We start from the raw sequence: 14,738 nt of genomic DNA on the forward strand, positions 1-14,738 counted from the left end.
TTTAACTTGAGCGAGTCTAATCTTGGTGTGTATAAATGCTTTCCTTACCTTGGATAACTATACTTATCGATTCTTAACAGTTTCTGAAAGTTCGTTTCATTTTTTTGATTTGTGACAAATGTATGACAAATGATTGCATTCATAAATGGTTAAGATTTATGATTTATCGTATTACCTAAGTGTTACCAAAGGACGATATATATTGAGGGCACCGTAAATAACATCAGGAATCATGAGGTGAGAAGGGCATGACCCATCGGATATTAGTTGTCGAGGATGATCAGGATATTGGTGATTTGTTAGAAGAATCCCTTACGAGAGCGGGCAATGAGGTATTAAGAGCCAGAGACGGACAGCGTGCGCTGCAGCTTGTAGATGACGGGCTAGACTTGGTCATTTTGGATATCATGATGCCGGGGATGTCGGGGATTGAAACATGTGAGCAGATTAGAACGTATTCCAACGTTCCCATTTTGTTTCTAACGGCCAAATCGAGCACATTGGACAAAACAGAAGGTCTCCTGGCAGGTGGCGATGATTATATGACAAAGCCATTTTCAGAAGAAGAGCTTCATGCCCGTGTTATCGCTCAATTGCGAAGATATAAGATTTATAAGGAGAAAAAGGAAAGTGGAGATACGTTTCTGGTTGGAGGCAAGTTAAAAGTCAATGAACATTTTAATGAGGTCTCGAAAGAAGGACAGCAGCTCAAGCTATCTGATCTGGAGTATCGCATCCTGAAACTCTTGATGAGCAAACGAAGCAAAATATTTTCCGCTCAAAATATTTACGAGAGTGTATGGGAACAGCCGTATTTTTATTGTTCAAACAACACCGTGATGGTGCATATTCGCAAACTGCGTGCAAAGATCGAGGATGACCCGGCACACCCGGTTTATATCCTTACCGAATGGGGGAGAGGATACCGTTTTGGCACACCGTAAATTTACGCTGACCAAAAAATTGGCCTTAATCATCTTGATGGCAGCTACGGTAAGTGGTCTGTTTTTTTTGACGATGCAGAAGGTTAGTAATGGGCTGATTGACAGATACCTTAATTCCGATGCGTACTATGAAAGTGAATCGTCTAAATCTATTGCAAAGTTTAGCAAATATGTTGAGACGAATAATTTATCTTCAACCGATCGAAAGGCATTTGGAGAATGGGTGAAAAAAGAGAACTACATCATGCTCACCATCTACAAAGACCAGCTACTGCAATATGATTCGAATTACGCAGCGGAAGATGAGTCTGGATATGGGATAGAGCAGGAAACGCTATATGCTCAGAAACACTCATTTCCTGTCATGTTTAGTGATGGAGAGGGGAGAGTAACGGTAGACGGGTTTTTCTCATCCCGATATTACGATATTGCCTTTACTCTGGAACTACTCAGCGCCACGATGATTTTTCTGTTGATTGTACTGCTAGGCATCCGTCGAAGCCTCGCTTACCTGAGAAAGATTCATGAGGAGATCCACATTCTTGAAGGTGGAGAACTGGAATATGAGATGACGATTCGGGGCCATGATGAAATAGCGATGATCGCTGAGAGTATTGAGGAACTTCGTAAAGCCTTTCTCGATAAATTGGGTGCGATTGAAGCTTTACAGGCGGAGAGTCGAAGCCTTGTTACCGAAATGTCACATGATATGCGAACCCCGCTTACCTCTTTGATCATGTATTTGGAATTTGCCAAGAAAGAACGCGGAGACCAAGGGACGGAACATAGCCATTACATCACGAATGCCTATGGAAAAGCCATTCAACTTAAAAAGTTGTCCGATAATTTATTTGATTATTTCCTTTTGGATAAAGAGCAAGAGGCTGACCTTGAGAGCATAGCTGTGCAGGAGGCTATTTATGATCTGATATCTGATCAGGTGGCCATTTTGAGGCAGGAGGAATTCAAAGTCCGCATTATTGGTGAACTGCCGCAAGTCTATATCACAGTGAATTTGGAGGAACTCGGGAGGGTCTTTGATAATATTTTGTCTAATCTGTTGAAGTATGCAGAACCCAAAGATGAAATCTGCATTACATTCAACTCTAGTCCGGAGATGTTTGACATTCAACTGGCCAATACGATTAAAATTGCCGAGGTTTCTCCGGAAAGTACCGGACTGGGCGAAAGGATCATAAGCCGGATGATGAGCCGCATGCAAGGGCAGTTTCTCAGGAATCAAGATGGAGTACATTATAGTGTTGTGTTGAGGTTTAGGAAATCCAAAATCTAACCGAAGTACTAGAATGAAACATTCAAATTCAGATAAAAAAACACAAGGGGTTTAATTACATCTGTGGAGGAATCAGAATGAGCCCGATAGACAAACCTATGAGAGGTACTTTATTTGCAACTCAATCTACATTTACGTCACTTATGGCCACTTATCAATCGATGGTATGGAGATTGGCTTCGCGCTATTTCCGGGACCCGCAAGATCGAGATGATATCGTGCAGGAGACATTCCTGCGGGTGTATACACATATCGAACAGATGAACAGCCAAAAGAATGTCGTAAACTGGATTTATACCATTGGGAGAAATGTATGCCTGGATGTGTTGCGCAAGAAAAAGAGACAGACTCTTGCCACAACTTCGTTATATGTGGAGGATTCAAATAGATCTCCGGATGCCATATCTGATCTAATGTCCTATGAACCTGGCCCTGAAGAAAGGCTGATTCAGAACGAGACTTCTTCCGAACGCAAACGTCGGATCAATGATGCATTTCATCAGATTCCAGGTAAATGGAGGCATTACGTCTATCAGCGGTACTATTTGGAAATGACTGTCAAAGATATCAGTGTATTGAACGATATACCGGAAAATACGGCCAAAACGTATCTTTTTCGAGGAAGAAAACATATGAAACAACAGTTAGTTGACATCAAGAATTGAAATAGGGGACATGACAAATGAAAGATTTAATGACTAAATTCCAAAAAACACCACACATTCTACAAGCGCTTTTGAATATCTGCCTGTTCTTTCTGGCCTTAGCTTTAAGCGCACTTCTAATCAGTGAGACATGGTATATCGTACAAATTGTGTACCAGTCCTTTGTAACTCGTCAGGATAGTTACTATGAGATGTTATCCGAGTTACTCGTTTTCTTCTTGTACTTTGAGTTTATCGCTTTAATTGTGAAGTACTTTAAGTCTAATTTTCATTTCCCTCTTCGTTACTTTATTTATATTGGAATCACAGCGGTGATTCGCTTAATTATTATAGATCATGATAACGCAATGTCGACGTTCTGGTGGTCGTTGGCTATTTTGATCATGGTAGGTGCTCTGTTTATATCAAATCGACGGAATTCAGGAGCTCAGAAACATGAAAAAAGTGAAAGTGATCATTGATGGGAAAGCAATAGGAAGCGTGGAGGATCTGCAACGTATACTTCAGGCCGAATTTTCGTTGCAACCAGCTCATTTTGAAAGTATGGACACCCTCTGGGAAGCGTTAGTATGGCATGTGCCAGTCCCGGTTACGCTAGAATGGAACCATTTTAATGACAGCAGAGCCTCAATCGGATCTTATGCAGATCAAATGATGAATTTATTGTACGAGGTCGATGAGCAACTGGAGGAATTGTTTAGATTTACATTAAAATTATAAAATTTCAACATATGAAAAATTCACAATAGTAAGATCAAATATGCTCCATTGTTACATCGCTATAAATCATACAATCACACTCCAATCAACTCCGAGTAACGTATAAACGAACCTCCACATTCTGAGAAGAACGTCAATAGAAAAAGCTGCTCCTTTCCCAATGAAAGGGCAGCTTTTTTTAATCACAATGTAAGTAATATATGTAACGAGTCGGATGAGATGACGAAGGGTTCAAGAGCCTTATTCTTAAAAAAGCACTTGCCACAATGCGCTAACAAACTTATAAAAAAAGTAGAACGCAAAGCCAATTAGAAGAACTCCGGCCAGGCTGGAAACGAGCTGTACCATTCTGGCACTCATCATTTTACGTGTGATGGATACGATGGTGAGCAAACCGAGATCATGTAGCAGAATGCCACATAATATCCCGATTGCCGCAATGACAAAACTGAGCTTGCCTGCCGATTGATAAGAGTCGGATAAGACAACACCAAAGACAGAAACCCAAAACATCAGATTACCCGGGGAGATCGCAACCAATAAACCATTACGATAAGTCCGCCAAAAAGAGGGTTTGGTCGGAAAAGTCTTTCCGTCTGTTGTCATGAGGCTCACATCCGAATTACGGATGGACTCATATCCCAAATAAGCTAAAAATCCTGCACCCACCAACCATAGTGGAATCTGAACGAATGGAACGGATAACAGTGTAGCAAATCCAAAATACATAGCAATAATTAGAGCGATATCCAATGTCATACCACCTAGACCAACCGCCCAGCCATGAAGGAATCCATTTCGCAGTCCCTGCTTGGTCATCTCTACCGTGATTGCGCCTACCGGCATGGCAATAGCAAGCCCGATCAGGATAAATTTCACATAAATCTCCATAATCATTTCCTTTCTGAGAGATGGGTTGATGGAAGAAAAGAAGCTTGTCCACTTAAAAAAGACGTTTGCTCTAGTAGTCTATGTAACTCTTTCACATGCAAGAGATATAAAAAGAAGTGCTCTCCTCGCACCTCGGCTCGTATAACAGCTTATTCGAAGGAGAGCTTGTTTAGAATACGGATGATGTTATTCTTTTGCTTGTGGTTGTTGTAACAAAGAGCGTAGAAAAGGGCATTTGGATGGGGCAGTGTCATCATCTCGTAGAAAATACTGTTTATACTCCAGATTTCCTTCTGCCCCGTATTGCTTCAATTCAGGATGTGCGGGAATCGTGTCATAGGCAGCAAGCCTCGCTCGAATTCTCGGCCCAATGGCTGCAGCCCGCTGTGGCTGCTCATTCCATAAATCAAGGACCCAGCGAGGCGTCATAGCTAACATGAGATAAGGAAAATGGCGACTTTGTCTTGAAATGTGAGCTGGTGTACCGCAATAAACGAAATACCGTTCATCGTTATAACAGTACTCCCATAATGGATTCTCGGGGTCTTCCGGGATATCTGCTGGCCATGATTGGGTATCGAGAGTTCGCATCTCACTTAACAGGTTCCAGAATGATTGTTCGTAAGTGAGCACGTCTTTTGTTTCCTTTTCTTTTTCAAAAAAAATGACTAGTGATGAAAAATCTCCGAAGGAACGTGAAGAAGCTCCATATTCCGTTACAATTGCTGATAATTGCTCCGCAAGAGAAAGATGTTTGGACTGAAAGACAAATCCATATCGAAGATGACCCAGTGCATATGCCTGGGTTGCAGGAATGCAGGGGAACCTGGTCTCCCGGTCACTCATCTTGGCAGAGAACAAACGATAAGCATCCCTTTGCCACAGATCCAGTGGGAGCTCACCATTTTCCATATCCGTAGAAGAAAACAATAGCGACATCAGTAAGCCTCCTTTTACTTATAGGATATCGCCTGCAAGCAAAATGGTGACTGTCCATTTATGAAAAGTAAATATTGTCGTACCCTAAAGATTACTAATTATAAAAATACATATAATCAACAAATTCTCAGGAAACTAGAAACGCAAGCAACTTTAGAATGGAGGACTACCATGTTTTTCTATCGTGAAGACCTGATTAATCTGATTGTACCGGACAAGCCCGATCCGGCGGCAGCCAAGGTACTACAAGAAACGCTCGGTGGTCAGTTCGGTGAAATGCGTACCATGATGCAGTTTTTCTTCCAAAGTAGCAATTTCCGGGGAAAAGCAACACAGTATAGAGATTTGATCCGCGGCGTGTTTCTGGAGGAGTTAAGCCATATCGAGCTTGTACAGCAGACCATTAACCAGTTGTTAACCGGAGCTGGAGCAGATGGGGTTGGAAATGCAGGTGTAGACGGTGCTCCACTGGATGAAGCGATCAAACATGCCAATCCGCATCATTACATTATGGGAGCACAGAGTTCCTTGCCTGTAGATGCTGCTGGCAATCCGTGGCTTGGCAATTATGTATATGACCATGGAAATCTCATTAGTAATCTGTTGGATAACATTGTGCTTGAATCCACTGGTGTTCTGCAAAAATCGAGAATATATGAGATGAGCACCAATAAAGCGTTTCGTGAAACGCTCGCCTTTCTGATCGTTCGGGATAATGCCCATCAAAATGCATTTGCGAAAGCACTGGAAACACTAGGTGTGGATTGGGGCGGAATATTCCCGATTCCGAATTATGACATTAACAAATATCCGGAGTGCCGGAAATATGTCGATATGGGCTTTCACAACGCACAATTCAATTTCCGTTTGGATAATACTCGTATAGCTGAAATTTTCAGCGGTCAAACACCAAGCCGCAACGGGGGAGAGCTTAGAGTTATTGACCCACCTCAGGGCCATCCGCTTCCTTATATGCCAGAGCTACCTAACGAACATAGCCCAGGTACACATGATTTAAATGCTTAAGTTACAAGAAGAATGATTGAGCAGTGAAGACTCTGATAATAAAAAAATGAACAAAAGGAAGACCCTTTGGGGTCTTTCTTCTTCAATAGTTTTAGCTGAAACGCCAATAAGGAGCTCAGTTTTGAGCTCCTTATTTCTTGCGAATGACTGATTTTCTAACCTATTGGCGGTGCTGGTTGGAGAAATTGCCGAATGACTGACCTTGGCCTTGGATTGTCGTGTTAGGCGTATTATACGGTTGATCGATGTAGGATACATGCTGTGAAGAGGTGTTCGCAAGCTGTTGAGCAAGGTTAGAAATCTGTTGCAATTGCTGAATCGCTGTTTGATGTCCTTGCAATGCGGTTTGAATAATATGCGCCGCTTGCTGCTCGCGCTGGGCCAGTTGTTCCAGCTGCTGAGCATTGCTTTGCTCTTGTCTCAGCAATTGTTGATATTGCATAGAAGCTTGTTGTGTTTGTTGCGTCAGTTGTTGAGCGAGTTGCGTAATCTGTTGAGATTGTGAATATTGGTTCATGATGGTGCCTCCTATTTGTTTGAATTTACCTGTGTATTATGCTGAGAGGTCCAAAGAAATATTCAAGGAGATGTTTTGCTCTAATTGGGGAAGGCTACCTGTTGCGAGGATTATCAAGATTAGAAAGGATTGACGAAATGAGTCAGGCTTCAAAAAAATCATCGGATGAAAAGAAATTGAAATGGTGGCAACTCAGTTTGCTCGGTGTTGCGGGGACTATTGGAACGGGTTACTTTCTTGGCTCAAGTCTAGCCATTACAATTGGGGGACCCGCTGTAGTAATTGCTTACGCACTTGCTGCGTTAGGTACATACGTTGTTTTCGATGCTTTGGCACGCATGACTTCGGACCATCCGGAGCAAGGATCGTTTCGTTCTTATGCGAAGAAGGCGTTTGGTGCATGGGCAGGTTTTGCGAGTGGATGGGTCTATTGGTTTTCGGAGCTTCTCATTATGGGGAGCCAGTTGACTGCACTTTCTATCTTTTCGCGCTTCTGGTTTCCCGGCGTGCCACTCTGGATCTTTGCAGCGGGGTATGGAATCGTCGGTTTATGTATTGTGTTCTTCGGAAACAAGGGATTCGACAGGGTTGAAAATGTACTCGCAGTCATTAAAATAGCGGCTATAATCATGTTTCTGGTTCTGGCGATTGCTTTGCTTGCCGGATGGATTGGGGGCACCAAATATGCACATAAAGTACCGATGGACATGGCTTCCATTTTCCCGAAAGGGGCGGTGGGATTATGGTCTGCATTCCTGTTTGCGTTCTATGCGTATGGAGGGATTGAAGTACTCGGCATTATGTCGTATCGATTGGAAAAACCGGAGGATGCACCGAAGGCGGGTAAAGTCATGCTTATTTCGCTGTCTTTGGTCTACGTTGTATCCATTGGACTGGCATTAACGATGGTGCCTCTGTCAGCTTTTAATCCAAAGGAGAGTCCGTTTGTACTTGCACTGAGCAGTGATCACCTTGCTTTTGTACCACATTTGTTCAACGGTGTTCTGATTGTGGCCGGTTTCTCGACGATGACCGCATCGCTCTATGCAGTGACCTCCATGATGATTACGCTGGCACAGGAGGGGGATGCCCCAAAGTTATTCTCACAGAAATGGAAGAAGAAATATCCTCTATTTGCCTTGTGTCTGATTGGTTGTGGTTTGATTGGTACGATTATCATGTCGCTACTGCTTCCTGGAAAAGTCTACGAATATGTAACTACTGCCGCAGGGTTAATGCTGATGTATAACTGGCTGTTTATTTTGCTCTCTTCAGGTAGGTTGCTCAAATCCCGCACCATAGATGTCATAAAACGGTGGACTGGATTGGTGCTGATCAGCACGGCGATAACAGGAACTCTTTTTCACGAATTAAGCCGGCCCGGTTTCTTCATTAGTTTACTGCTGGTTTCTCTGATTGCTCTAAGTGATATCATTGTGCAGAAGCGCAAGAAAACATCATCCGCTACAAATACGGAGCAAAGCGAACTGACGGAGCAAGCTGACGAGAGTAGCTCATTGAAGGGAGCCGGCTTTCATATTACAGGAATTCGTAAACAAAGGAACAAAATCAAGTGAAGAACAGAAACAGGAACGCCTTGTACGCAAAATAACATCCAAAGGCAATCAAGGATAAACCAGAGATGATCGAGATTCCTTTAAGTACAACTGGTGTCAGGTACCCTCTGAAAAAACTGACGGCTGCTGCCATAAACAAGTCCCATAGAAGCACACCGAAAATAATGGCCCCACTGTGGATGAGCAATTGATCCATGGAGGAATGGTTCACCGTTTTAGCCAGAACCGATCCATAGATCCCCAGCCAAAACATAATGGAGAGTGGGTTAAATAGTGACATCAGAAAACCTTGAAAGAAGGATCTCGACAGTTGCGATGAACCACCGCGCAAAGGCGAGGAGACTAGGGTACCTACTTTGGCCATGCCTTCTATACCGGTGTAGATCAGGACAAAACTGCCAAACAACCATAAGAACACCTGAACATAGGGAAGCTCCAGCAGATGCACAACACCAAGATAGACGATCAACATGTAGATAATATCTGCTGCAATAGCACCCAATCCAACAAACCAGGCTGGCATAAATCCTCCCCGAACACCTTTCTCCAATTGAGCAGCATTGATGGGTCCGATTGGGGCAGAAAGTGTCAGCCCTAAAACAATATATCCAAGTAAATTAGAAATGAAAAGATCCTCCTTTCGCTTCATTGGGTCATTCGCATAACTCTACCAGCATATTCGGGAAGCCTAACTTATAGGACAAGAAATTGACAAGAAGTTACGGTGATCCTATTAAAACACGATGTCTGCAAACATAGAGATCGTGTTTGACCTGTCTATTAAATTGAAATTCAAGTAGTATAATGATTACGAGATTCGAAGTGTAATGTATTAGAGCCTCAAATAGATAGGTTAACGGCATCCCAGAAAAGCGATGGAGGAGAACGATGATGAACAAAGATTACGTTTTGCTTTCCAGTGAAGGAAAATGGGGCGATCAAGGGGACGGTACTTATGTCAATCCGGTCTTGCCTGGAGATTACTGCGATCCAGATGTGATAAGCGTTGGGGAAGATTACTATGCGATCTCTTCCACATTACATTGCTCACCAGGTATGGCTGTTCTGCACTCTAAAGATTTGGTGAATTGGAATGTAATTAGTCATGTTGTAGAAGATTTGACAGTTATCGGGCCTGAATATCGGCATGATCGAATGAATCGTTATGCAAGAGGTGTCTGGGCGGGAGCGATCCGTTTTCATGACCATCAATTTTGGGTGTATTTTTTCACTCCGGATGAAGGATTGTTCGTAAGCACAGCTGCAGATCCTGCTGGCCCATGGGAGCCTCTTTATCATAGTTGGGAGATTGCTGGCTGGGACGATTGTTGTCCTTTTTGGGATGATGACGGTCAAGGATATCTGGTGGCTACGAATTTTGCTGACAATTATAATATTTATCTGTTCAAACTGAGCGACGATGGAAAACAAATTTTGCATGACAGTGGTGTTGTGATCCATCAATATAAAGGTAGCGAAGCGAGTAAGCTTTACAAAATAAACGGACTTTATTACATCTTCCATAGTGAAGTTCGACCGAGAAATGGTGAGGAGGTAAGGGTTGTTATGATGCTTCGTTCAGAGCATTTATACGGTCCTTACGAAGAAAAAGAGTTAATTCATACGCATGGTGTGGAAGTGGACCGCGAACCGAATCAAGGCGGACTTGTGCAAACAGCGTCTGGGGAGTGGTATTTCATTAGTCACCAAGGAGCCGGTGGTTACTTTGAAGGCAGAACTCTTCACCTGCTTCCCGTTACGTGGGTTGCCGGTTGGCCAATCATTGGTGAGGATACAGATGGGGACGGTGTCGGAGAGATGGTATGGGGAGGAAAAAAACCAATTCAAGGTTATCCCAAAACGATCTTAACCGTGAATGATGATTTCAATAGCCCGGTACTGCAGTCTCAGTGGGGATGGAACCACCAACCCAAAGCGGATACGTGGTCTTTAACAGAGAGACGAGGATATTTGCGTTTGCATGCTTGTGTGCCTTCGGAGAAGAATGATTTCTTTAAAATCTCGAGCATTCTTTCCCAAAGGACGTATCGTGTGCCTCATAACGTAGTGACTGCCAAGTATGATCTAAGTGGGATGGTGGATGACCAGGAAGCGGGTCTATGCCACTTTGGACAAACCTATTGTACGATTGGTATTCATCAGCAGGAAGGAACTCGGGTATTGAAGTTCAATCATTCAAATACAATCGAATGGGGACCATCTGTTGATACCACTGACTTATGGTTGAGATCGACTTGGAACTTGCATGGTGAAAACAGGTATGAATACAGCCTGGATGGAGAGAATTTTATCTCCTTTGGTGAAGTCTATCCATTGGGTTGGGGACCCTACCGGGGAGACCGGGTAGGGGTGTACAATCTGAACCATGAAAGAGAACAAGGGTATGTGGATGTAGAATACTTCAATTACGAATCGGGAGATAAGAAAGTCTAATTCTTTTCTGAATACGAAAGAGGCCGAGAAGAGGAATATGTTATTTCCTCATCTCGGCTTCTTTAATGTTGTGTGTTTATTTCATTATTAAATGTCTTTATTTAATTCGTTTAATATCACAAAACTATTCGCCATCTGGTCTTTTCACTTGCAGCGGCGGGGGAATAAGCCATCCTTTTTCTTTGCTCAAACGAAGAATGCGCACACCCAGTGCTGTTTTGGTAACATGGTATTTCGCAAACAGTGCACCAATGTCCTCGCGGATGGATTGGCCAATAGTCTGACTCGCGGCGACTAATCCAAGAGCAGTATCAGCTGCAATTTTGGCACCTATCTCTGGATCAGTAAACCTTGCGCCAGGAGGAATGTCCTCTAATGCCACAACGGGTCTCTCTGGAAGAGTCGGAGCGGGCGTGATACCGTTCTCGGTGAGTAAGGCGTCACATTCTTTAATTTCCAGTCTTGCCTGATCCAGCAAGTCTTCTAAAATTTTCTTCAAATCTTTGTCTCCTGCGTGATTCATATAAGCCTGATAACAAGAGACAGCTCCTTTGGCTACCATTGAGCACTCCCATACACTATAGATTTCTCCATAATGCATGGGCTCGTTTTTAGGATTTCCACTTAAAATTCCCATGCTGATCCCTCCCGCTAAGTTATTTATTTCACTACATTAGGGTTTACATGACAAGCAAATTTTATCCGGTAGAGAAGTAGTCCGAGATTTTAATTTACATCATCATTATTATGTTAACCGAAATCTATTGTCAGAAAGATGGTCACATGAACAACTGTAATTATCATCCAAGATAGTCACATGGACTAAATTAAAGAATCATTCAAATCGCATCAGGTTCTTTGCTCTGATGCGATTCCTGTTCCACTGAAAAAAAGCCATACAGTTATGTTCTGCTGGCTTCTTTCCACTTTTATAAATACTTTAAGCTTTTGTCGAGGTTGGGAACATGGGATTCGCCTCCATGCCAACCCACAACTCGGTTGATTCGAGTTGACCAGCCAGATGGAATAACCAATCTTCACGCCCTTTGGTTGCCATAACCTGAACACCCATTGGCAGGCCTTCCGCAGTCAAATGCAGAGGAAGACTAATGGCTGGCTGACCTGTCAGATTCGCAAGTTGTGTAAACGGGGTGTACGTAAGGCTCGGCTTGAACATCTCATAGATCAGCTCTTGTTGCGCCATTTTATCCAGATCACTGACGGACATCAGATGTTGAATCTGCTCCGCATGTGGCGTCAGTTCGCCAATCCGGGGTGCGGGAAAAGCGTTAACAGGTGTGATGTAAAAATCATACCGTTCAAACAGCGTAGACATCTGCGCAGCCGCCACGTCCCATTCGGCCAAACTATGAACAAATGCAGCAGCAGATACTTTTTTGCCCGCTTCAGCCAGTACCCAGGACTCAATCTCCATATCATCTGCAGTGAGAGAACGACCCATACTATGTTCCATGGATGAAATCATAGCGGCCATCTCGCCGCTGTTCATCATGTAATAGTTTTCCATCAGGCGTACGCCATTGACTGGACTTAACTTTTCTTCAACATGATGCCCTTGAGATTCCAAGAAATGGACTAATTTCATCACAGCCTCTTTGGCATCTTCACTGACAGGTGTGCCGACAGGTGAATCCATCGTATAAGCGATTCGCCATTTGCGTTGATGCGGATAGTTCATATCAGCCAGGTAACTTCCTGGGAATAATGGTGCATGAAATGCGGCTTCCGGTTGGATAATCTGGAGCGTATCCAGCAGTGCAGCACTGTCTCTGACGGAGCGAGATACTGCAAAATCTATCGAGGCTCCTTGCCATTGTCTTCCCACACCTGGACCAACGGGAGTGCGTCCGCGGGTTGGTTTCAGCCCAAACAAACCGCTGAAAGAAGCGGGAATTCGAATGGAACCACCGCCATCACTTGCGCCGGCAAGCGGCACGATGCCTGATGCTACAGCGGCAGCGGCACCGCCGCTTGAGCCGCCTGGGGAATGATTCACATTCCATGGATTGCGCGTTTGCCCGTGTAGACGTGGCTCGGTTATATTTTTCAACCCGAATTCCGGCGTATTCGTATGTCCGATCACAATAAAACCTGCTTCGAGCAAACGAGTTACGAAATTGGAGTTGCGAAGAGCACGATGTTCGCTGAACAGACGTGAGCCAGAGGTAAGAAGTTCACCTTCCAAAGATTGAGAAATATCTTTGAGGAGCAACGGCACACCTGCAAATGGCTGTTCTCCAGGCCTAACCATGCTGGCTTCCTGCCGAGCACGTGTTTCATATGTACGAATGACTGCATTGAGATGTGGATTGACTTCTTCCAGACGTGCATAGGCAGCTTCAAGCAGTTCAACCGGGGATACTTCCCGGGAGCGAATCAGTTCGGCGAGCCCTATAGCGTCATAGGAGGTATATGAGAATGAAGACATTAGTAATCGTTCCTCTCTGAAAATAGTTCCTGTTGGATATTGTTCCAAGTTCCATAAGCCATCGTACCACCTAGGCAGACAAAAAACAAAACATCAATCCATCATAATAGAAGAAATACGGCAGAAGAAAAGCACTGTTCACCTCATTAAGGTGAAACAGTGCTTATATTATTTGAACCAGATGAAAATGTATTACTCCGTGCGAAGTTTGGGTGCAGCCTCGGCGATCGGTGTAGAGCGTTCCTGCTGTTTGGAGATCAGGAATAGTGCGATCCAGATCAGGATAAAGCCAAGCAATTGCTCCCAGGTTATCAGCGTACGGAATGCAATCCAGTTTACAAGCACGCCGGCCATCGGGAAACTGAGTTCTGCGAGGGTTGCAACAGAAGCTTTGGTGGAAGACAACCCTTTGTAATACAAGAGTAGACTTAGCAAGCCTGGTAAAAGCGCCTGCCCCAAAATATTCAGAATGACAGCAGCCTGTGCCCCTGTTCCAGCCGGGAGTGTCCAAGGTGCACCTTCATTCCAGGTCATTAAGATCAGGAGTGGAAGCGCAACGACGAAGCGAAGGGAGGTGACCGTCTCATAACGAGCTTGACCAAGCATTAACCGGCCCATAACGGTAGATCCACCCCACAAAGCTGCGGCACCAAGAGACAGCAGGCTACCTGCATGAATCCAGTTATTCCAGTTGCCGAGCGGAAGTGAGAAGCCAAACGTAAGCAGATATGTGCCTGCCAGCGCAATGATGAATAGTCCGCCGAAGTGACGCGGCAATGTTTCTTTTAATAACAATTTCGCAAGTACAATTGCGAAAAGTGGTTGCATTTTTTGCAACAACAATACCGTATTGGGATCGTTATGGGTAAGCGCCAAAGTGAATAATACCGTTGCCAGCGCTGATCCGCCCCAGGAAATGAAGATAACAGCGATCCAGTGACGTGCACGCAGTTTCTTCAGATCATCCCGGAACTTCCATAATACCGGAATCGCAACAAGGCTGACGATGATGTGTTCGATTAGAACAATCTGTGTAGAAGTCATCGTTTTTAGCAAAAGGATGCGGAATAAGGGGTCTACACCCCAGAGGGCTGCGCCTAGCACAACTAGCCAAAATCCGGTGTTGCTTCGTTCCTTGCGATAAATCGTTGATGCTGTTGATGTGTTTTCCATATTCAGGACTCCTTCGTCAGAACACGGAATCTTCAGTTGGCAAAATCGACAAAATCCCCCGTCCTTGGCGTACGCCAAATAAACGGGGG

15 protein-coding genes are annotated in these 14,738 nt (G+C 44.0%); 8 read left to right on the forward strand and 7 right to left on the reverse strand.

The genetic code is table 11. From position 1 onward, the window contains the following. Window positions 1-248: 248 nt before the first annotated feature. From J2T16_RS01640 to J2T16_RS01660, 5 genes are all read left to right on the forward strand, one after another. Window positions 249-944 (forward strand): two-component response regulator YrkP, encoded by a 696-nt coding sequence (locus tag J2T16_RS01640; RefSeq protein WP_090916627.1) that lies wholly within the window; start codon window positions 249-251, stop codon window positions 942-944. Further along, a complete protein-coding gene (locus tag J2T16_RS01645) occupies window positions 931-2,238 on the forward strand; it encodes a HAMP domain-containing sensor histidine kinase (RefSeq protein WP_499017608.1) in 1,308 nt (435 codons plus the stop codon). The genes J2T16_RS01640 and J2T16_RS01645 overlap by 14 nt, the downstream gene beginning before the upstream one ends. A gap of 77 nt (window positions 2,239-2,315) precedes the next feature. Continuing rightward, window positions 2,316-2,903, forward strand: coding sequence for an RNA polymerase sigma factor (locus tag J2T16_RS01650; protein ID WP_499017610.1), 588 nt, complete (start codon window positions 2,316-2,318; stop codon window positions 2,901-2,903). Window positions 2,904-2,920: 17 nt separating this feature from the next. Further along, window positions 2,921-3,364: a phosphate-starvation-inducible protein PsiE gene (gene psiE / locus J2T16_RS01655; RefSeq protein ID WP_154890419.1), complete on the forward strand. Its 444-nt coding sequence runs from the start codon at window positions 2,921-2,923 to the stop codon at window positions 3,362-3,364. Beyond that, entirely contained in the window at window positions 3,339-3,623 is a 285-nt protein-coding gene (locus J2T16_RS01660) for a barstar family protein (protein WP_499017613.1), read from the forward strand. Before psiE ends, J2T16_RS01660 begins: the two co-directional genes overlap by 26 nt. A gap of 246 nt (window positions 3,624-3,869) precedes the next feature. Here J2T16_RS01660 and J2T16_RS01665 read toward each other — a convergent pair whose 3' ends face one another. Beyond that, on the reverse strand, window positions 3,870-4,514 hold the full coding sequence (locus tag J2T16_RS01665) for a LysE family translocator (protein WP_154983513.1): 645 nt from the start codon (window positions 4,512-4,514) through the stop codon (window positions 3,870-3,872). Between the two features lie 186 nt (window positions 4,515-4,700). Beyond that, window positions 4,701-5,453: a YqcI/YcgG family protein gene (locus tag J2T16_RS01670; RefSeq protein ID WP_154890417.1), complete on the reverse strand. Its 753-nt coding sequence runs from the start codon at window positions 5,451-5,453 to the stop codon at window positions 4,701-4,703. Window positions 5,454-5,624: 171 nt separating this feature from the next. On the opposite strand from J2T16_RS01670, the gene J2T16_RS01675 reads away from it, so the two are divergent. Then, complete coding sequence (locus tag J2T16_RS01675) at window positions 5,625-6,479, forward strand: manganese catalase family protein (RefSeq protein ID WP_499017615.1); 855 nt, start codon at window positions 5,625-5,627, stop codon at window positions 6,477-6,479. Window positions 6,480-6,639: 160 nt separating this feature from the next. On the opposite strand, the gene J2T16_RS01680 is transcribed toward J2T16_RS01675, so the two are convergent. Continuing rightward, window positions 6,640-6,996: an AMP-dependent synthetase and ligase gene (locus J2T16_RS01680; protein ID WP_154890415.1), complete on the reverse strand. Its 357-nt coding sequence runs from the start codon at window positions 6,994-6,996 to the stop codon at window positions 6,640-6,642. 137 nt (window positions 6,997-7,133) lie between these two features. Between J2T16_RS01680 and J2T16_RS01685 the strand changes: the two genes are divergently transcribed. Beyond that, the gene (locus J2T16_RS01685; protein WP_499017617.1) at window positions 7,134-8,573 is read left to right on the forward strand and encodes an amino acid permease; all 1,440 of its coding nucleotides are present in this window, start codon (window positions 7,134-7,136) and stop codon (window positions 8,571-8,573) included. Here J2T16_RS01685 and J2T16_RS01690 read toward each other — a convergent pair. Continuing rightward, a complete protein-coding gene (locus tag J2T16_RS01690; RefSeq protein ID WP_499017890.1) occupies window positions 8,566-9,198 on the reverse strand; it encodes a LysE family transporter in 633 nt (210 codons plus the stop codon). The two genes, J2T16_RS01685 and J2T16_RS01690, sit on opposite strands and share 8 nt — an antisense overlap. A 263-nt stretch (window positions 9,199-9,461) precedes the next feature. On the opposite strand from J2T16_RS01690, the gene J2T16_RS01695 reads away from it, so the two are divergent. Next, window positions 9,462-11,027 carry a glycoside hydrolase family 43 protein gene (locus J2T16_RS01695; RefSeq protein WP_499017619.1) on the forward strand — a complete coding sequence of 522 codons (1,566 nt, stop codon included), beginning with the start codon at window positions 9,462-9,464 and terminating at the stop codon, window positions 11,025-11,027. 124 nt (window positions 11,028-11,151) lie between these two features. On the opposite strand, the gene J2T16_RS01700 is transcribed toward J2T16_RS01695, so the two are convergent. From J2T16_RS01700 to J2T16_RS01710, 3 genes are all read right to left on the reverse strand, one after another. Continuing rightward, the gene (locus J2T16_RS01700) at window positions 11,152-11,664 is read right to left on the reverse strand and encodes a DUF3231 family protein (protein WP_154983504.1); all 513 of its coding nucleotides are present in this window, start codon (window positions 11,662-11,664) and stop codon (window positions 11,152-11,154) included. A gap of 303 nt (window positions 11,665-11,967) precedes the next feature. After that, entirely contained in the window at window positions 11,968-13,476 is a 1,509-nt protein-coding gene (locus tag J2T16_RS01705; RefSeq protein ID WP_499017621.1) for an amidase, read from the reverse strand. 192 nt (window positions 13,477-13,668) lie between these two features. After that, on the reverse strand, window positions 13,669-14,649 hold the full coding sequence (locus tag J2T16_RS01710; protein WP_499017623.1) for a DMT family transporter: 981 nt from the start codon (window positions 14,647-14,649) through the stop codon (window positions 13,669-13,671). Window positions 14,650-14,738 lie beyond the last annotated feature (89 nt).

This window comes from Paenibacillus intestini, assembly GCF_030803945.1.
In the GTDB taxonomy this organism is placed as follows: Bacteria; Bacillota; Bacilli; order Paenibacillales; family Paenibacillaceae; genus Paenibacillus; species Paenibacillus polysaccharolyticus.

What these genes read in the sequence shown, in the direction of transcription:
- J2T16_RS01640 (WP_090916627.1), top strand. Translation starts at nt 249, where the DNA reads ATGACCCATCGGATATTAGTTGTCGAGGATGATCAGGATATTGGTGAT.
- J2T16_RS01650 (WP_499017610.1), top strand. Translation starts at nt 2,316, where the DNA reads ATGAGCCCGATAGACAAACCTATGAGAGGTACTTTATTTGCAACTCAA.
- psiE (WP_154890419.1), top strand. Translation starts at nt 2,921, where the DNA reads ATGAAAGATTTAATGACTAAATTCCAAAAAACACCACACATTCTACAA.
- J2T16_RS01660 (WP_499017613.1), top strand. Translation starts at nt 3,339, where the DNA reads ATGAAAAAAGTGAAAGTGATCATTGATGGGAAAGCAATAGGAAGCGTG.
- J2T16_RS01665 (WP_154983513.1), bottom strand. Translation starts at nt 4,514, where the DNA reads ATGGAGATTTATGTGAAATTTATCCTGATCGGGCTTGCTATTGCCATG.
- J2T16_RS01670 (WP_154890417.1), bottom strand. Translation starts at nt 5,453, where the DNA reads ATGTCGCTATTGTTTTCTTCTACGGATATGGAAAATGGTGAGCTCCCA.
- J2T16_RS01675 (WP_499017615.1), top strand. Translation starts at nt 5,625, where the DNA reads ATGTTTTTCTATCGTGAAGACCTGATTAATCTGATTGTACCGGACAAG.
- J2T16_RS01680 (WP_154890415.1), bottom strand. Translation starts at nt 6,996, where the DNA reads ATGAACCAATATTCACAATCTCAACAGATTACGCAACTCGCTCAACAA.
- J2T16_RS01685 (WP_499017617.1), top strand. Translation starts at nt 7,134, where the DNA reads ATGAGTCAGGCTTCAAAAAAATCATCGGATGAAAAGAAATTGAAATGG.
- J2T16_RS01695 (WP_499017619.1), top strand. Translation starts at nt 9,462, where the DNA reads ATGATGAACAAAGATTACGTTTTGCTTTCCAGTGAAGGAAAATGGGGC.
- J2T16_RS01700 (WP_154983504.1), bottom strand. Translation starts at nt 11,664, where the DNA reads ATGGGAATTTTAAGTGGAAATCCTAAAAACGAGCCCATGCATTATGGA.
- J2T16_RS01705 (WP_499017621.1), bottom strand. Translation starts at nt 13,476, where the DNA reads ATGTCTTCATTCTCATATACCTCCTATGACGCTATAGGGCTCGCCGAA.
- J2T16_RS01710 (WP_499017623.1), bottom strand. Translation starts at nt 14,649, where the DNA reads ATGGAAAACACATCAACAGCATCAACGATTTATCGCAAGGAACGAAGC.